General features: G+C 70.4%; 18 protein-coding genes and 1 pseudogene. 4 read left to right on the top strand and 15 right to left on the bottom strand.

Annotated elements, in window-relative coordinates; genetic code table 11:
• Window positions 1–11 precede the first annotated feature (11 nt).
• The 8 genes and pseudogenes from EEJ42_RS30115 to clpS form a co-directional block, all read right to left on the bottom strand.
• Window positions 12–764, bottom strand: coding sequence for an MBL fold metallo-hydrolase (locus EEJ42_RS30115; RefSeq protein ID WP_123104919.1), 753 nt, complete (start codon window positions 762–764; stop codon window positions 12–14).
• A gap of 224 nt (window positions 765–988) precedes the next feature.
• Complete coding sequence (locus EEJ42_RS30110) at window positions 989–1,939, bottom strand: PLP-dependent cysteine synthase family protein (protein WP_123104917.1); 951 nt, start codon at window positions 1,937–1,939, stop codon at window positions 989–991.
• Window positions 1,939–2,217, bottom strand: coding sequence for a MoaD/ThiS family protein (locus EEJ42_RS30105; protein WP_123104915.1), 279 nt, complete (start codon window positions 2,215–2,217; stop codon window positions 1,939–1,941). The genes EEJ42_RS30110 and EEJ42_RS30105 overlap by 1 nt, the downstream gene beginning before the upstream one ends.
• Window positions 2,218–2,332: 115 nt before the next feature.
• On the bottom strand, window positions 2,333–2,449 hold the full coding sequence (locus EEJ42_RS54310) for a putative leader peptide (RefSeq protein ID WP_342778345.1): 117 nt from the start codon (window positions 2,447–2,449) through the stop codon (window positions 2,333–2,335).
• A 91-nt stretch (window positions 2,450–2,540) separates the two neighbouring features.
• Complete coding sequence (locus EEJ42_RS30100; RefSeq protein WP_009717528.1) at window positions 2,541–2,963, bottom strand: M67 family metallopeptidase; 423 nt, start codon at window positions 2,961–2,963, stop codon at window positions 2,541–2,543.
• Between the two features lie 80 nt (window positions 2,964–3,043).
• A pseudogene (locus EEJ42_RS30095) lies at window positions 3,044–4,484 on the bottom strand (amino acid permease).
• Window positions 4,485–4,707: 223 nt separating this feature from the next.
• Window positions 4,708–5,316 carry a DUF2017 domain-containing protein gene (locus tag EEJ42_RS30090; protein ID WP_123104913.1) on the bottom strand — a complete coding sequence of 203 codons (609 nt, stop codon included), beginning with the start codon at window positions 5,314–5,316 and terminating at the stop codon, window positions 4,708–4,710.
• Window positions 5,316–5,627 (bottom strand): ATP-dependent Clp protease adapter ClpS, encoded by a 312-nt coding sequence (gene clpS, locus EEJ42_RS30085; RefSeq protein ID WP_063735273.1) that lies wholly within the window; start codon window positions 5,625–5,627, stop codon window positions 5,316–5,318. Before clpS ends, EEJ42_RS30090 begins: the two co-directional genes overlap by 1 nt.
• Before the next feature lie 82 nt (window positions 5,628–5,709).
• Between clpS and EEJ42_RS30080 the strand changes: the two genes are divergently transcribed.
• Entirely contained in the window at window positions 5,710–7,044 is a 1,335-nt protein-coding gene (locus EEJ42_RS30080) for a nicotinate phosphoribosyltransferase (RefSeq protein WP_123104967.1), read from the top strand.
• 106 nt (window positions 7,045–7,150) lie between these two features.
• Entirely contained in the window at window positions 7,151–7,735 is a 585-nt protein-coding gene (locus EEJ42_RS30075; RefSeq protein WP_123104911.1) for a nicotinamidase, read from the top strand.
• A 66-nt stretch (window positions 7,736–7,801) separates the two neighbouring features.
• On the opposite strand, the gene EEJ42_RS30070 is transcribed toward EEJ42_RS30075, so the two are convergent.
• Window positions 7,802–8,113: a hypothetical protein gene (locus EEJ42_RS30070; RefSeq protein WP_123104909.1), complete on the bottom strand. Its 312-nt coding sequence runs from the start codon at window positions 8,111–8,113 to the stop codon at window positions 7,802–7,804.
• Between the two features lie 112 nt (window positions 8,114–8,225).
• Window positions 8,226–10,613, bottom strand: a complete 2,388-nt coding sequence (locus EEJ42_RS30065; RefSeq protein WP_123104907.1) for an immune inhibitor A domain-containing protein — start codon at window positions 10,611–10,613, stop codon at window positions 8,226–8,228.
• Window positions 10,614–10,952: 339 nt separating this feature from the next.
• Here EEJ42_RS30065 and EEJ42_RS30060 point away from each other — a divergent pair, with 339 nt between their 5' ends.
• A complete protein-coding gene (locus EEJ42_RS30060; protein ID WP_123104905.1) occupies window positions 10,953–11,219 on the top strand; it encodes a hypothetical protein in 267 nt (88 codons plus the stop codon).
• On the opposite strand, the gene EEJ42_RS30055 is transcribed toward EEJ42_RS30060, so the two are convergent.
• From EEJ42_RS30055 to EEJ42_RS30035, 5 genes are all read right to left on the bottom strand, one after another.
• Window positions 11,205–11,711 (bottom strand): RDD family protein, encoded by a 507-nt coding sequence (locus tag EEJ42_RS30055; protein WP_123104903.1) that lies wholly within the window; start codon window positions 11,709–11,711, stop codon window positions 11,205–11,207. The genes EEJ42_RS30060 and EEJ42_RS30055 overlap by 15 nt on opposite strands.
• Before the next feature lie 51 nt (window positions 11,712–11,762).
• On the bottom strand, window positions 11,763–12,341 hold the full coding sequence (locus tag EEJ42_RS30050) for an RDD family protein (RefSeq protein ID WP_123104901.1): 579 nt from the start codon (window positions 12,339–12,341) through the stop codon (window positions 11,763–11,765).
• A gap of 78 nt (window positions 12,342–12,419) precedes the next feature.
• A complete protein-coding gene (locus EEJ42_RS30045) occupies window positions 12,420–14,060 on the bottom strand; it encodes an RDD family protein (protein ID WP_123104899.1) in 1,641 nt (546 codons plus the stop codon).
• A 167-nt stretch (window positions 14,061–14,227) separates the two neighbouring features.
• Window positions 14,228–15,595 (bottom strand): FAD-binding oxidoreductase, encoded by a 1,368-nt coding sequence (locus EEJ42_RS30040; RefSeq protein WP_123104897.1) that lies wholly within the window; start codon window positions 15,593–15,595, stop codon window positions 14,228–14,230.
• A 65-nt stretch (window positions 15,596–15,660) separates the two neighbouring features.
• Window positions 15,661–16,698 carry a phage baseplate protein gene (locus tag EEJ42_RS30035; protein ID WP_246097486.1) on the bottom strand — a complete coding sequence of 346 codons (1,038 nt, stop codon included), beginning with the start codon at window positions 16,696–16,698 and terminating at the stop codon, window positions 15,661–15,663.
• A 248-nt stretch (window positions 16,699–16,946) separates the two neighbouring features.
• Between EEJ42_RS30035 and EEJ42_RS30030 the strand changes: the two genes are divergently transcribed.
• Window positions 16,947–17,447, top strand: a complete 501-nt coding sequence (locus tag EEJ42_RS30030) for a SigE family RNA polymerase sigma factor (protein ID WP_123104893.1) — start codon at window positions 16,947–16,949, stop codon at window positions 17,445–17,447.
• Window positions 17,448–17,579: the final 132 nt, after the last annotated feature.

Raw genomic sequence — 17,579 nt, 5'->3', positions numbered from 1 at the left:
CGTGCGGGCGCTCAGACCTCGTAGACGGCACCGGACCGCGCCAGGGTCACCGGGCCGTCGAAGACGGCCTCGGCGTCGCGCTGGTTGAGGTGGGGGTCGGTCCACGGCGGGATGTGAGTGAGGACCAGGGCGGCGGCGCCCGCGGCCTGCGCGTGCTCACCGGCCTGGCGGCCGTTGAGGTGCAGCTCCGGGATGTCTTCCTTGCCGTGGGTGAAGGCCGCCTCGCAGAGGAAGAGGTCGGCGCCCCGGGCCAGGTCCGTCAGGGCCTCGCAGGGGCCGGTGTCACCGGAGTAGACCAGGGCGCGGTCCCCGTGCTCGATGCGGAAGCCGAACGCCTCCACCGGGTGGCAGACCCGGGCGGTGCGGATCGTGAAGGGGCCCAGTTCGAAGGTGCCCGGGGTCAGGGTGCGGAAGTCGAAGACCTCCTGCATCGACTTCTCGTCGGGCACGTCGTCGTACGCCTGGACCAGGCGGCGTTCGGTGTCCTCGGGCCCGTAGACCGGGATCGCCTCGGCGCGGCCCCCGTCGTGGCGGTAGTACCGCGCGACGAAGTAGGCGCACATGTCGATGCAGTGGTCGGGGTGGAGGTGGGAGAGGATCACGGCGTCGAGGTCGTAGAGACCGCAGTGGCGCTGCAACTCGCCGAGGGCGCCATTGCCCATGTCGAGGAGCAGCCGGAAGCCGTCGGCCTCTACGAGGTAGCTCGAGCAGGCCGATTCCGCGGACGGGAACGACCCCGAGCATCCGACGACGGTGAGCTTCATGGAGCAGGAACCTCCTTGAGGGGTCCCCATGCCGAGGGCCATGGGCGAGGCGGCGGGTGCGGGGTCATACGGGGTGCCCACGAGCGTAAGGCGCTAAAGCCCTGGTAGCTCCTCCACGGGCCCGCGTTGTGGGCGGAATCACCAGGACGGAGCCCCGGGCAGCCGCGTATGCCCCACATCGGTTACCACCGGGTACCCCCGGTGCGCCGGATTCCGCCGGGGGGCTACGCCCAGAGCTGGCCGTGCAGGGTCTCGACCGCCTCCTCGGTGGTGGCCGCGGTGTAGACGCCGGTGGACAGGTACTTCCAGCCGCCGTCGGCGACGACGAAGACGATGTCGGCGCTCTCGCCCGCCTTGACCGCCTTGCGGGCGACACCGAGGGCGGCGTGCAGCGCGGCACCGGTGGAGACGCCCGCGAAGATGCCCTCCTGGGCGAGGAGTTCACGGGTGCGGGCCACCGCGTCCTCGGAGCCGACGGAGAAGCGGGTGGTGAGGATGGACTCGTCGTACAGCTCGGGGACGAAGCCCTCATCCAGGTTGCGCAGCCCGTATACGACGTCGTCGTAGCGCGGCTCCGCGGCGACGATCCGCACGTCGGGCTTGTTCTCGCGCAGGAAGCGGCCGACGCCCATCAGGGTGCCGGTGGTACCCAGGCCCGCCACGAAGTGGGTGACGGAGGGCAGGTCGGCCAGGATCTCGGGGCCGGTGGTGGCGTAGTGGGCGCCCGCGTTGTCGGGGTTCCCGTACTGGTAGAGCATCACCCAGTCGGGGTGCTCGGCGCTCAGTTCCTTGGCCACCCGGACGGCGGTGTTGGAGCCGCCGGCGGCGGGCGAGGAGATGATCTCCGCGCCCCACATGGCGAGCAGCTGGCGCCGCTCCTCGCTGGTGTTCTCCGGCATGACGCACACGATGCGGTAGCCCTTGAGCTTGGCCGCCATGGCGAGCGAGATGCCGGTGTTGCCGGAGGTCGGCTCCAGGATGGTGCAGCCGGGGGTCAACCGGCCGTCCTTCTCGGCCTGTTCGATCATGTGGAGCGCGGGGCGGTCCTTGATCGAACCGGTCGGGTTGCGGTCCTCCAGCTTCGCCCAGACCCGGACGTCCGGGGAGGGCGAGAGCCGTGGCAGCCGGACGAGCGGCGTGTTGCCGACCGCTGCCAGGGGGCTGTCGTACCGCATCAGTACATTCCGCCCGCGACGGCCGGGAGGATCGTCACGTTGTCGCCGTCCGAGAGCTTGGTGGAGATGCCGTCGAGGAAGCGGACGTCCTCGTCGTTCAGGTAGACGTTGACGAAGCGGCGCAGCTCGCCACCGTCGACCAGGCGCTCCTGGATGCCGGCGTGCCGGGACTCCAGGTCGGCGAACAGCTCGGCGACCGTGGTCCCGCTGCCCTCGACCGCCTTCTGGCCGTCGGTGTAGGTGCGGAGGATGGTCGGGATGCGGACCTCGATGGCCATTCTCAATCTCCTGTGGGAGGGCGGGGTGGACTTCCGGACCGGATCGGGCCGGGGGCGTCGTCGGAAGGCTTCGGCTGCGTGCTTCGGGCGGGCGTGGGGCGTCGGGAGGACGCGCTCAGGCGGCCTCGGCGCGGCGCGGACACATCGCGCTGGCGAGTCGGCACAGGTCGACGTGGAGCCGCGCCACGAGCAGCATGCCCGGCGTCTTCTCGCTCACGTCATCGGAAACCATGAACTCATCGTATCGATTCCCGATCCGCCCCTCGGAAGCGTGTCCCGCGGTACGGACGGGTAACAACCGCGATACGAGACGACGTATCGGGTCAGCCCGGGATGATCTCGACTTCTTCCTCGGAGACCTCACCGTCGACAATCCGGAAGGAACGGAACTGGAAGGGCCCCTCCTCGTTGCCGCAGTCGGCGGTGGACACGAGGACGTAGTGCGCACCGGGCTCATTGGCGTAGGAGATATCCGTACGAGAGGGGTACGCCTCGGTCGCGGTGTGCGAGTGATAGATCACGACCGGCTCCTCGTCGCGGTCGTCCATCTCGCGGTAGAGCTTGAGCAGATCGGTCGAGTCGAACTCGTAGAACGTGGGAGAGCGGGCCGCGTTCAGCATCGGGATGAACCGCTCGGGGCGGCCGCTTCCGGCCGGGCCCGCGATGACGCCGCACGCCTCGTCGGGGTGGTCGGCCCGCGCGTGCGCGACGATCCGGTCGTGAAGCTCCTGGGTGATGGTCAGCATGGTGCACACAATAGGAGGCGGGCTCCGGACCGAAGTCCGGAGCCCGCCTGCTGAGACGATGCGCCCAAGGGGCGGAAGCGTCAGTCCCGGGCGAACTCGGGCTTGCGCTCCGGGTCGGCGACCTCGGGCGTACGGCTCTTGAGCACGAACCAGCCGATCACCATGATCACCGCCCAGACGGCGCCGACGTACAGGGAGATCCGGGTCTCCGCGTCGTACGCGATCAGACCGGTCACGCAGATGAGGAAGACCAGCGCCACCCAGCTGAAGACCGAACCGCCGGGCGCCGGGAAGGACGAGGCGGGCAGCCGGCCGGCCACGACGGCGCGGCGGTAGCGGATGTGGCTGATCAGGATCATCGCCCAGGCCCAGATCCCGGCCGCGGTCGCCACCGAGGTGACGTAGGTGAAGACCTTGTCCGGAACGGTGTAGTTCAGTATCACGCCGATGCCCATGAGGAAGGCGGAGAGGGCGATACCGGCGAACGGGGTCTTGCGGGCGTTGAGCTTGCCGAAGATGCCCGGCGCCTCGCTGTTGGCGGCCAGGTCGCGCAGCATGCGGCCGGTGGAGTACATGCCGGAGTTACAGGAGGACAGGGCCGCGGTGAGGACGACGAAGTTGACGATGCCCGCCGCGAAGGGGATGCCGATCACCGAGAAGGCGTGCACGAAGGGGCTCTCGCCCGCGGAGAACTCGGTCCACTTCACGACGGAGAGGATGACGAGCAGGGCGCCGACGTAGAAGACGATGATGCGGAACGGCAGGGTGTTGATCGCCTTGGGCAGGGTCTTCTCGGGGTCCTGGGACTCACCCGCGGTGATGCCGACNGGGGTCCTGGGACTCACCCGCGGTGATGCCGACCAGCTCGACGGCGAGGTAGGCGAACATGACGCCCTGGAGCGTCATCAGGCTGTCCCCTATGCCGTTGGGGAAGAAGCCGCCGTGCGACCAGAGGTTGGAGGCGGCCGCGGTGTCACCGGCCTCCGAGAAGCCGAGGGTCAGCACGCCGAGACCGATGACGATCATGCCGATGATCGCGGTGACCTTGACCATCGAGAACCAGAACTCGACCTCGCCGAAGATCTTCACCGAGATCAGGTTGACGCCGAACAGCATCACCAGGAAGACCAGGGCGCTGACCCATTGCGGGATCGACGGGAACCAGAAGTGGATGTAGATGGCCGCGGCGGTCAGCTCGGCCATGCCGGTGACGACCCACATGAGCCAGTAGGTCCAGCCGGTGACGTAACCGAAGAACGGGCCGAGGAACTCGCGGGCGTACTCCGCGAAGGACCCCGAGACGGGGCGGTACAGGAGCAGCTCACCGAGTGCTCGCATGATGAAGAAGATGACGACGCCGGCGAGGGCGTACATCAATATGATGCTGGGGCCCGCCTTGGCGATGTTGGCCCCGGCTCCCATGAACAGACCGACACCGATGGCACCGCCGATGGCGATCATCTGTACCTGGCGACTACCCAGGCCGCGCTCGTAGCCCTCTTCAGGCGCCGCTGAGGTCATGTGGTGTGCCTTTCTCCCTGTGCGGCTGGCGATCGTGAAGATTTACCACGAGAGCAGCACTGATCCACTCAGTGGAATGTGGGGCACGCCACAGGGAGAAGCGGACAAAGGCCGTCGTGCACAACAAAGCGAGTGATCGTGGTGATGCGATCGTTATCCGGAGTTGAGCACCCTCTAAACGAACACTCAGTGATCACAAGCGGAAGAGATCACGCCACAGAGGTCAGGCCATCAGCGTTTCGATGAGCGTCTCCTGGAGTCCGCCCAGCCAGAAGTACGCCATCACCATCGGCTTCCGCGGATCGGAGTCGGGGAGTCCGAGCAGCTCACCGCCGTCGTCATCGTCCGTGACCTCCAGCCGGGTCCCGATCGCCAGCCGCAGGTCGTTGAGGGCACCGAGCCACTGCCGGGACTTCTGGGGGGCCAGCTCCAGCACCGCCTGGTCCTTGGCGGTCGGCCCGGTGGACAGCGAGTCCAGGTCGCGCACCATCGCCAGGGCGTCATCGCGCTTGCGGGCCCGCAGGTCGTTCTCGGTGTACCGGCGGAACTCCGCGGAGGCGGCGCGCGCCTCCTTCTCCGCGTCCCCGTCCAGCTCCTGGTCCGGCCCCCCGTAGGCGTCCGGGAACAACCGGGCCAGCGCCGGGTCGCTCGGCGCCTCGCTGGGCCCCTCGGCGAACAGCGCGTCCAGCGGGTCCTCGGACCCGGCCGGCTGGTCGCCCGGGCCGATCAGCTCCGCGAGCTGCACGGCGAGGCTGCGCAGGATGGAAATCTCCACCTCGTCCAGGGCGACGGCGGCACCGCCGCCGGGCAGCGGCTCGAATCGTCCCGACATCAGCGCTCCTGCGTGAGCGTCGCCCACAGCCCGTACCCGTGCATCGCCTGCACGTCGCGCTCCATCTCCTCGCGGCTCCCGCTGGACACGATCGCGCGCCCCTTGTGGTGAACGTCCAGCATCAGCTTGTGCGCCTTGTCCTTGGAGTAGCCGAAGTAGCTCTGGAACACGTACGTGACATAGCTCATGAGATTGACGGGGTCGTTGTGGACCACCGTCACCCAGGGAACGTCCGGCTCGGGCACCTCCATCGGCGCCTCGCTGGCTTCAGGACGTTCGATCTCCACCGGACTGACACTCACACCCCCAATGCTGCCACCCGGTAGGGCCGGTCGCCTAAACCGGCACCCAGATCTCGTCACTCTGACGAGTATGCGGGGTAACATCATCAACATGGACACTGCGGACTTGGGACTGCCGGTGGACGTGCCGTCGACTGCGCTGTTCACCGATCGGTACGAACTCACCATGTTGCAGGCCGCGCTGCGGGCCGGCACCGCCGACCGCCGCTCGGTCTTCGAGGTCTTCACCCGACGCCTGCCCGGGGGACGCCGCTACGGCGTCGTCGCGGGCACCGGGCGGGTCCTCGACGCCGTCGAGAACTTCCGCTTCGACGGCGGCGTCCTGGACTTCCTCGCCCAGCACCGGATCGTGGACGAGCCGACGCTCGCCTGGCTCGCCGACTTCCGGTTCCGCGGCGACATCTGGGGATATCCGGAGGGTGAGGTCTACTTCCCGGGCTCGCCGATCATGCGGGTGGAGGGCACCTTCGCGGAGGCGGTGCTGCTGGAGACCGTGATCCTCTCCATCCTCAACCACGACTCGGCGGTCGCCGCCGCCGCGTCCCGGATGTCGGTCGCGGCGGGCGGGCGGCCGCTGATCGAGATGGGCGCGCGCCGCACCCATGAGCTGGCCGCGGTGGCCGCCGCCCGGGCCGCGTACGTCGGCGGCTTCGCCACCACCTCGGACCTCGCGGCCGGATTCCGCTACAACATCCCCACCGTCGGCACGAGCGCCCACGCCTTCACCCTGCTGCACGACAGCGAGCGCGACGCCTTCGTCGCCCAGGTCGACTCGCTCGGCAGCGACACCACCCTGCTGGTGGACACCTTCGACGTCGCCGAGGCCGTGCGCACCGCGGTGGAGATCGCCGGTACGGAGCTGGGCGCCGTCCGGATCGACTCCGGCGACCTGCTGCTGCTCGCCCACCGGGTGCGCCAGCAGCTGGACGACCTGGGCGCCAAGGGGACGAAGATCGTGGTCACCAGCGATCTGGACGAGTACGCGATCGCCTCGCTCGCCGCGGCCCCCGTGGACGCGTACGGGGTCGGCACCCGGCTGGTGACCGGCAGCGGCCATCCGACCTGCTCGATGGTCTACAAGCTGGTCGCCCGCGCCGAGTCCGACGCGGCGGACGCGCCGCTGGTGCCGGTGGCGAAGAAGTCCATGGGCGCGAAGACCTCCATCGGCGGCCGCAAGTGGGCGGCCCGCCGGCTGGACGCGGACGGGGTGGCCGAGGCCGAGGTGGTCGGCAGCGGGCCCGTGCCGGAGGCCCTGGCGGACCGTACGCTGCTGGTGGAGCTGGTGCGCGGCGGCGAGATCGTGGCCCGGGAGCCGCTGGACGCGGCGCGCGACCGCCACGCGGCGGCGCGGGCGGGGCTGCCCCTGTCGGCGACGCAGCTGTCGCAGGGCGAGCCGGTGCTGCCGACGGAGTACTTGCAGGCGTGAGGGGTACGTCCATGACGACCATGGCGTCGACAGCGATCACACCGATCGCGCCTGCCGCTGTTGCTACTGCTGTGATTACCTCGGGCCGAGCCGGAAGGCGTGCGTGATGCACAGGGCACTGATCGTCGTCGACATCCAGAACGACTTCTGTGAGGGCGGAAGCCTCGCGGTGACGGGCGGCGCGGACATCGCCGCCGCGATCACCGACTACATCGGGGAGGCGTCGCCCGGTTACCGCCACATCGTGGCCAGCCGGGACCGCCACATCGATCCGGGCGATCACTTCTCCGACCGCCCGGACTACGAGCGCACCTGGCCGCCGCACTGTGTCGCGGGCACCGAGGGGGTCGGCTTCCACCCCAATTTCGCGCCCGCGGTGGCCTCGGGCGCGATCGACGCGGTCTTCGACAAGGGCGCGTACGCCGCGGCGTACAGCGGTTTCGAGGGCGTCGACGAGCACGGCACGTCGCTGGCGGCGTGGCTGCGGGAGCGGGGCGTGACGGAGGTGGACGTGGTCGGGATCGCCACGGACCACTGTGTACGGGCCACGGCGCTGGACGCGCGGCGTGAGGGGTTCGTGACGCACGTGCTGCTGGGGCTGACCGTGGGAGTGGCCCCGGCCACCACCGAGCGCGCCGTGGAGGAGCTGCGGGATGCGGGCGTCCGGCTGAGCGGCCAGCCGGTGGCCTGAGGGGCGCCCCCGGGGCCCGTCGCGAGTCGCGGGCCAGGGGGGCGCCCGGCGTCCGTCAGGGGGCCGTCAGGCCGTCGCCGCGGGCCGCAGGAGGGCGGCGATGGGGTGCCACAGCTCGCCGCCGATGTCGGGGGACGTGCGCCAGAGGAGGCCGTCGGGGTGGTGGAGCACCGCCGTCACCTCGTCGGGCGTCGGTGGCGCGCTGTTGCCGCGCAGGTACACGGCGCGAAGCCCCAGGTTGCGCAGCCTGGTCAGGGCGCGCGCCCGGTTCGCGGCGTGGACCAGGACGCGGACGCCGCCTTCGCCCAGCGGGCGGGGCAGGGTCAGTGCCACCACCACACTGCCGCCCGGCAGCTTGATGAATCCTCCATCGGCCATACGGTTCATGTCCCCCGTGAGACGTCGTGTCAATAAGAAGGTCCAGGGGCATCTAAACGCGAACGGCCGCCGCCCGCTAGTGGGTGACGGCCGTCACGGCATTGACCTGCGCTTATGACGACGGGCCCACCTGGACGGTCATCGACTGGCCGTCCGGGCGCTCCCAGAGGATCGCGATCCGGGTGTTGGTGTCAGCAACCTGCACCCCCGCGGTGGGGTTGGATTTGTCCCAGTACGTACCCTTGCGGTCGTCGAAGACCGGGGTGCCCCACTTGCCCTTGACCTTCGCGGCCTTCCCGTCCTTGTGGAGGGTGAAGCCTCCGGTCCGGTACCAACTGAAGGTCGAGTCGTACGCCTGGATCCGGTTGCGCATGAGCGTGCCGTCCGCCCACTTCTCCGGGGTGGCGTGCGCGTCGACCGGGAGGATCAGGCCGGTGCCCGGGTGGACGCCGGTGTTGTTGTCCGGCTGCGAGGTGTCCCACTGCCAGATCAGCAGACCGTTCTGGTACGGGAAGTGCTCGACCCAGGAGGGGCGGGTGGAGGCCCAGCCGAAGTTGTACGGGCCGGTCTTGAGGGTCTTGTCGTAGCTGACGTACTGGCGGTTCTCGGCGAGGTAGTACTGCGGGTAGTCCTTGGTGAAGGACACGCCGACGCGCGAGAAGCCGTCCGTCGTCCAGCCGTTGTCGTCGCCCTCGGCGCCGTCGGTGACGACCGGCTTGCCGTCCGCGGTGAGGGTGAGGGCGTCGGCGGTGAAGCCCTTCTGCGCGACCCCGCCGTCCGTCTGGTAGCGGAAGCGGAGGTCGATCTTCTTGCCCGCGTAGGCATCCAGCGGGAAGGAGAGCTTCCGGTACGCCCCGGAGGTGCCCGTCAGCGCGGGCTTGTCACCGGCGTCGCGCGGGATGGCCTTGCCGTCCGCGGTGCCGTCGACCGGCGTCCAGTTGGCGCCGCCGTCCGTGGAGACCTCGGTGTAGAGGTAGTCGAAGTTCTCCTCGATGTCCCACCAGCCCTTGAGGTCCAGGCTCGCCTTGGCGGCGCCCGTGAGGTCGACGGACCGGGTGAGGGTGTTCTTCAGGTCGTCGCCCATGCCGGACCACCACTGCTTGGTGCCCTCGGCGGGTGCGGTGATCTCGGTGGTGACGGGCTTGTCGGGGAGGCTGACGACCAGCGCCTGCTTGTTCTTGGTGTTGTACTCGGCGACCCCGAGGGTGTGCCGGGACTTCGTACCGGCCTTCGCGGTGCCGTAGTTGAGCCAGCCGAGCTGGAGCTTGTCCCAGGCGGACATGTCGCCCGGGAGGTCGCCGATGGAGTCCTCGCCGGTGCCCAGCCAGGAGCCCGCGGACATCAACGACCAGTAGGCGACGGAGGATTCGCCCTTGCCCGTGGTGTCGTACTCGTCGGGCAGGCCGAGGTCGTGGCCGTACTCATGGGCGTAGACGCCGAGGCCGCCGTTCTCCGGCTGCATCGTGTAGTCGCCGACCCAGATGCCGGTGTCGCCGATCTGGGTGCCGCCCGCCTTGTTGGCGCCGGGGCCGGTGCTGCCCGCGTCGGTGCCGTACGCGTACCAGCGGTGCGCCCAGATCGCGCTCTCGCCCTGGGCGCCGCCGCCCGCGGACTCGTCCTCACCGGCGTGCACGATCTGGAAGTGGTCGATGTAGCCGTCGGGCTCGTTGAAGTTGCCGTCGCCGTCGAAGTCGTAGCGGTCCCACTGGTCGTACTTGGCCAGGTCCGCCTTGATCTGCGCGTCGGTGCGGCCGGCCGCCTTCTGGTCCTTCGCCCACTGGTTGACGCCGTCGCGGATCAGGTCCCAGGCGTTGGCGCAGTTGGTGTCGCCGCAGTAGTTGGAGCCGTAACGGGCCTCGTTCCAGTCGACCTTGACCCAGTCGGAGACCTCGCCGTCGACCGAGTAGCGGCCCGAGGACTGCTTCTCGTAGTACTTCTTCAGGGACTCCTTGCCCTTGGCCTCCGAGAAGTAGAGGTCCTGGAAGTGCTTCCGGTTGTAGTCCTTCTGCCAGGCGGTGCTGTTGTCCTCGGCGCGGTCCGGCTCGGCGATCGTGTTGTGCGCCGGGCCCGGGTCGCCGCCGTACTTCTTCACCGGCGGCTGGGGGCCGTCGGCGCCGTCCGGGTCGTACATCGTGGTGTCGTCGACCTTGTCGCCGAACTCGACCAGCACGGTGAAGATCTTGTCGGTCTTCTCCCGGGCCAGCTCGACGTACTTGCCCTTGCCGAGCTTCACCACCTGCGACGCGCCGCGCCGGGTGGTCTCCTTGTCCCCGGATATGACCTGGCGCAGCGCGTCCTGGCGCTGCGCCTCCTGCTGCTTGCTGAACGGGCCCGCCAGATCGTGCTCGACGTCCGTCTTCGCGGGGGCCGGGTCATGGCGTTCGACACGCGTAGACGGCGCATCCGCCTGGGCGACACCCGTTGACAGCGCGGCCGCGCCGAGCGCGGCCACCACCGTGGCGACGGCGGCCGATCTGGCCGCCCTCCGTTGGCTGTTCACTTGTTCCTCCCCTTCCACACACCGGTGCCGCACATTTGACCGGAGTGGCAGGAGAAAAGACAGACCTTGACTTGCTTGTGAGGGATCGTTACGTTTCCCGGTCCGCCATGTACCGGTTACCGGACACCCGCGGGCCGCGCCGCCCGGGCGGGCCCGGTCCGGCGGAACACCGTTGCACGCGCCGGTGATTCCGTGCGCCCCCCGTGCTCCGCTCCCGTGGGTGAGGTCACGCTTAGTTCCGCTCCCCATCGGGCATCCAGCACCGTAGAGTCTTTTGGCGGCGCACGTCAGCCGACTCATGCCCCCGCATATCGATGCCCCCTGAGGACGGATCCCGCCATGCCGCGTCCGACTTCTGCCCAGCTCGCCTATGGTTCGGCCACCGTCGTCCTGTCGACGCTGGCCATGCTGCTGCTATCCGAAACCCGATCGGGCCTCGGGGTGGGCCTGGTGACCGTGGCCGGTCTCGCACTCGGGCTGCTGGTGGCCCTCACCGTGCCGGTGTGCCGCCCGTCCCGCGCGGGTCGCACGGTGCGCACCCACCGCCCGCTGGCCGGGTCCGCGGTGGCCGCCGAGCCCCCGCGGGAGCACTCACTGCACGGCTGACACCACGACCGTCCGCGCCGCCTTGTCGTGCAGGCAGTGCCGGAACGGCTTGTCCCACAGCTGCCACACCACGTTGAGCACCCAGAACAGGGTGCCGACGAGCACCGGGATCAGCAGGCCCGGCAGCGTGTAGACCGCTGCGCGCACCCAGCCCTGGCGGCCCGGAATGTCCCCGTTCGAGAGCACCGCGACGCGGATCCGCATCGCCTTCTTGCCGAGCGTCTGACCGCTGCGGGCCAGCATCGTGCCCTCGTAAGCGAAGTAGACCCCCATGGTGATGATCAACGCGGCCATCACCTTGCCCAGGTCCTGCTGGCCCGGATGGTCCACGGTGTACTGGAACGCGCCGGTCAGGACGAGCGCCACCGTCCAGATGACGCCGAGCACGAGGTCGTCGATCAGTCGGGCCGCGAAGCGCTGGCCGGGAGTGGCCAGCGGGGGCATCCCGGCGAGGTCGGGGTACGGGGACGACGACAGCTGGTCGGGGCTCATGCCCCCGATTACATCAGCAGCCGCCCGGGCGCCCCTCGGCGGGCCGATGCCTCAGGGCGTGGCCGAGACGACGACCGTCTTGGCCACCTTGTCGTGCAGACACTGCCTATACGGCCGGTCCCAGGTGCACCACAAGACGTTGACCAGCCAGAAGACAAAGCCGCAGCAGGGCACGATCTCGGGGAGCGCATACGTGGCGGCGCGCACCCAGCCGGGGCCGCCCGCCGGGAGCTCGCCGGTCTCCAGCATGGCCACCCGGATCTGCATCGCCTTCTTGCCGAGGGTCTGGCCGTAGCGGGTCAGCATCAGCCCCTCGTAGACGAAGTACGCCAGGACGTAGACGAGCGTGAACACGGACGAGCGGGCGTCGCTGCCATCGCCCATCGGGTAGTACGTGCCCCAGATCAGGGCCATGATCAGGCCGACCGGGATGCCGATGATCAGCCCGTCGATGATCCGGGCGAGCAGGCGGCGGCCGAGATGGGCGAGCGGAGGCATGCCCGCGAGCGGATCGGCGCCGTCGTCGTGGTCACCGTACGGGGAGCCGTTCGCCCGGGGCGGCGGCTGCTTGGCGAACGGATCCCGGTCGCGGGGCCCGCCCCCGGGTGGCGGCGGCTGGTCGGTGCTCATGGCCCGAGTCGACCGCCGATCGAGGGCGATCGCATCCGGATCGCCCCGTTCGGGCGACCCGGATGCTCCATCCGAGGATCAGTCGGCCGTCGCCACGAACGTGCGGGCGGCCTTGTCGTGCCAGCACTGCCGCCAGGGGCGGTCCACCAGGCACCACAGCACGTTCACCAAGCCGACCACCAGCACGCCCAGCACCCCGTAGACCAGCCAGCGGCGCAGGGCGGCGCCGAACGACGGGGTGTCGTGCTCCTCGATGTCCAGGACCCGCACCCCGCACAGCTTCTTGCCGAGCGTACGGCCCCATACGGCCGTCGGCAGCGCCTCCAGGAGGATCCCGCCGAGCAGCAGTACGCCCAGCACGATGGCCAGGTACCCGCTGGTGGTGCCGTCGAGGAAGTAGACGGTGACGGTCTCGCCGGACTGCTTGGCCGTCTCCACCTTCCCGTCGATGTGGTCGGCGGCCTTCCCCCACAGCGGGAACGCGGCCGCGCCGGTGATGGCGAGCAGCACGACCATGTCGATCAGCCGGGCGGAGAAGCGGCGGCCGAGCCCGGCAGGCCGCCCCTGGGCCTGGGCGGCCTGGAGGAACGGATTGTCGACCGGGGGCTTCCAGGGGATGACGCTCTCGGGCGCGCCCTGCTGGGGCGCCGGGGCCTGCGGGGACTGCGGCTGCGGGGGCTGCTGGGCGAGCTGGTGCACCTGCTGCTGCCAGCCGCCCCCGGGACCGCCGGGACCGCCGTGGGACGGCTGGGCCGGAATGCCGCCGTAGGGCTGCTGCGGGGGTTGCTGTCGCTGGGGAGGCTGCTGGGGCTGGTGGGGCTGCTGCTGTTGCGGCTGGGGCTGCTGTTGCGGTGGGGACTGCTGGGGGCCTTGCGGCGGTGCGTCGCGGTCGAGCGTACGGAACGTCATCGTGCCCTCGTCGCGGCCGGTCGGCCGCAGCGCGCGGATCGCCATCGTGCCGTCCGCCGCACCGGCCCCGGCACCGGCCTCGGCCGAGGGGGAGGGCGAGGGCAGCTCCGGGGTGTTGCGTACGGCGGGGAGGGCGTGGGTGGCGCGATCCTTGCGGTCGCCCGCACCCGCCCCAGCCTCCGCGCCGCCGCCGCGCATCGTCAGCGTGCCCTCGTCGCGACCGCCTTCACCACGGCCGCTCCCCTCACCACCGACGTCGCCGTCCGCCGCGCCGCGCGGGTCGGGCACCCCCGCTCGCGGGTCCTCCGACTCCGAGCCCCAGGAGATGCGGCGGTCCTGCTCACCGCCGAACCCGGCCTGGTGGGACGCGTCGGCCTGCCAGGCGGCCCCGGCTCCGGGGCGGGTGCCGTGCAGCCGCTGCGGATCGTCCCAGTCCACCGGGGCGGCCGTCCCGGCGGGCGGCACCGGCTCGGTGCCCATGACGCTGCCCGGGCCGGACTCCCGTACGTCCATCTCGGCGCGCCGCCGCACCTCGGGCAGGGCGCCGCCGGTCTCCACCGCGGGCCCCGGCTCCGGGTCCTCGTCCAGGAACATCGGGCCGGTCTCGTCCGGCACCGGGCTGGTGACCTGGGTGTGGGTGACTCCGGGTGGCGCGGCGGGCATGGCCTCGCCCTCGGCCGGGGCGGGGCGGCTGGTGCCGGGCACCCAGGCAGCGCCGTTCCAGTACCGGATGTAGTTGGGAATGGACGGATCCGGATAAAACCCAGGAATGGAGCTGCCGTCAGCGGATCCTGAGGAAGGGGCGCTCATGATCTCCGATGTCCCGTATCTGTGCTCGCCGTGCTGCTGTGCTGCGCTGCCGCAGTGCAACCCGGAGCGCGCTGTCAAGGTCTATCAGACGGGCCCGAGGCCCGTACCCACTGTGGCACCGCCTCGCAACTTTTTGGCAGTCAATACGGGAAGCCGCCCGCCGGGGACTAGAACAGCTTGCCCGGATTGAGCAGACCCAGCGGGTCGAAGACCTGCTTGATGCCCTGCTGCAACTCCACCCCCACCGGTCCCAATTCGCGCGCGAGCCACTCCCGCTTCAGCACGCCCACCCCGTGCTCCCCCGTGATCGTGCCGCCCAGCTCAAGACCCAGCGCCATGATCTCGTCGAACGACTCGCGCGCCCGCCGCGACTCGTCCGGGTCCGCGGGGTCGAAGCAGACCGTCGGATGGGTGTTGCCGTCCCCGGCGTGGGCCACGACGCCGATCGTGAGCCCGTACTTCTCGGCGATGGCCGCCGTCCCGTCGATCATCTCGGCGAGGCGGGAGCGCGGCACGCACACGTCGTCGATCATCGTGACGCCCTTGACCGCCTCCAGCGCGGTCAGCGTCATGCGGCGGGCCTGGAGCAGCAGGTCGGACTCGGCCGCGTCGTCCGCCGGGACCACCTCGGTCGCCCCGGCGGCCGTGCACAGCTCGCCCACGGCGGCCAGGTCGGACGCGGGGTCCGGGGTGTCGAACGCGGCCATCAGCAGGGCCTCGGTGGACTCGGGGAGCCCCATGTCGCCCAGGGCGTTGACGGCGCGCACGCTCGTACGGTCCATCAGCTCCAGCAGCGAGGGCACATGGCCGCGCTCCATGATGCGGCAGATCGCGTCGCACGCGGCCGCGGTGGAGGGGAACTCGGCGGCCAGGACGAGCTGTTCGGGCGGGGCGGGCTTGAGCGCGAGGACGGCCCGTACGACGATGCCGAGGCTCCCCTCGGAGCCGACGAAGAGGCGGGTCAGGTCGTAGCCCGCGACCCCCTTGGCGGTGCGGCGGCCGGTGGACAGCAGCCGTCCGTCGGCGAGGACGACGTCCAGGCCGAGGACGTACTCGGCGGTCACGCCGTACTTCACGCAGCACAGCCCGCCCGACGCCGTGCCGATGTTGCCGCCGATGGTGCACTGCTCCCAGCTGCTGGGGTCCGGCGGGTAGTACAGCCCCTTCTCCAGCACCGCGCGCGACAGCGCCGCGTTCACCACGCCCGGTTCGACGACCGCGATCCGGTCGACCGGGTTGATCTCCAGGATGCGGTCCATCTTGATCAGGGACAGCACGATGCAGCCGTCGGACGCGTTGGCCGCGCCCGACAGGCCGGTGCGCGCGCCCTGCGGAACGACGGGGACGCGCAGCGCCGTGGCCGTACGGCATACGTGCTGCACCTGCTCGACGGTGCGGGGGAGGACGACCACGGCGGGCGCGCCCGCATCGCAGAAGCTCGCCATGTCGTTGGCGTACGCCGCCGTGACATCGGGGTCGGTGAGCACTGCCTCCTCGGGGAGGCCCTCCCGCAGCGACTCGATGAGGTCGGTCATACGTCCAGGCTCGCACTCGGGCGGGCGCCAGGGAAGATCGGCGCGGCGACCGGGTTAGAGCGCGTTCACTGCGACTTGTAGTACACGCTCAGTTCGCGGGCGCCGGACGCGCCGGAGGCGAAGCCCATGCACAGTCGGCGCGGGCTGGTGAGCTGGACGGCCATGCCCTCGGGCTCGCGGTAGTCGAGCGAGTAACCGGCCTCGGTGCGGGCGCGCTGGACCAGCTCGCCGGTGCGCAGATCGACGCAGGAGACATGCGCGTTGCCGTGGCCGGAGGGCGGGTTGGGGCCGTTCTCGTCGGAGTACGCGGTGCCGGTGAGCTGGTACACGTAGTCGCCGAGCACCGTGAAGCCCTGGAAGACCTCGCCGTCCTCGACGCCCACCTGGGGTATGTCGTCGTACACGGCGGAGTAGTCGCCCGCCGTGACCCCGGCCAGGCTCATCAGCCGGTAGCGGACCTCGCCGCCCTGGCGGTAGCGCAGCAGCAGCCGCTTGTTGAGCATGTCGACGGCGGGCTGGTTGCTGGTCGAACCGGCCACCGGGCGGTGGGTGGCCAGCGCGGACGAGCCGCTGTCGAGCACGGCGCCGTCCTTGAACGCGAAGCGGCTGATGGCGCGCCCGTAGCCGGAGTCGGGGTTGGCGTCCGACTCGGTCCACAGCTGGGCGGTGGTACCGGTCGGCTCGCAGCCGATCGAGACGCCGTGGCCGAAGCCTCTGACGTACATGTGGCCCAGCTTGCTGCCGGTGAGGGACAGCTGCGTGATGCACATGTCCCCGCGCGCGGCCCGGTCGGCGCCGGAGACGGGGGCGGATTCGCCGCTGAGCCGGATGCCGCCCTGCATCAGCTGGATCGTGTAGAGGTGACCGTTGGCGTCGTCGAACGCGAAGGACTGGAGCACGGTGTTGTTGTGCGGTGCCTTCTCACGGATGAGCTGCGTGGAGGGCACCGAGAGGTCGAACCGGCCACCGGCGCTGGCCTCGGCGGTCCCGGCGGCGTCGGCAGCGGCGTCGACCGCGTTGGCCTCGGTGGGCCGTACCGCGAACGCCCCGAGCGCACCCGCGGCGGCAGCGCCCCCGGCCAGGGCGAACCTACGCCTTGTCAACCGACCCGCTGCGTACTTGTCCGTCTGCATGCGAATTCAACAACTCCCAAGAGAAAACACCGTGTTGGAGTGGACATAGGAACGCCGTGAGTGTAGACGGTGCGATTCTCCGACCGAGCTGGTGTTCCATTTTTCTGGCACGAGCGGCGCATTGTGGTCTGTATCACTCTCTTTCTGCCTGCTTCGGGTAGACCGGATGCCACCCGGCGGGCGTATACCCGGCGAAGACACGGATCCGGGAGTGACAGGTGACCGTCGAGGAGTTCGAAGAGTTCTACGCCCAGGCGGTCACGCGTCTCACGGGGCAGCTGTACGTGATGCTCGGCGACCTGCACGAGGCGCAGGACGTCGTCCAGGAGGCGTTCGTCAAGGGGTGGAGCCGAAGGCGGCAACTCGACCGCGGCGGCCAGCCCGAGGCCTGGATCCGCACGGTCGCCTGGCGGCTGGCGGTGAGCCGATGGCGGTTCCGGCGGCGCACGGCGGACGCCTGGCACCGCGGCGGCGTCTCACCACCCCATGTCGCGGGCCCGGAACCGGACCAGGTGGTGCTGGTCGACGCGCTGCGCGAACTGCCGCCCCAGCAGCGGCGCACGCTCACCCTGCACTACCTGTGCGACCTCACGGTCGAGCAGATCGCCGCCGAGACCGGCCTGTCCACCAGCACCGTCAAGACGCATCTGGTCCGCGGACGCGCCGCGCTCGCCCACCGCCTGCGGGACCCGCGCATCGAGGAGAGCGCCGATGTCTGAGATCCAGGATCCGCACCGGGATCCGCTGCGGACGCTGTTCCGGCAGGCCGGTGACGCCGGGCAGGCCCGCGCCGGGGCGGCACCCGTCGCGCGCATCGCCGAGCGCGGCAGACGGGCGCACCGGCGCCGCCT

Source organism: Streptomyces botrytidirepellens (genome assembly GCF_003721215.1).
GTDB lineage: Bacteria > Actinomycetota > Actinomycetes > Streptomycetales > Streptomycetaceae > Streptomyces > Streptomyces himastatinicus.
This window is presented reverse-complemented; position numbering and strand designations above follow the sequence as displayed.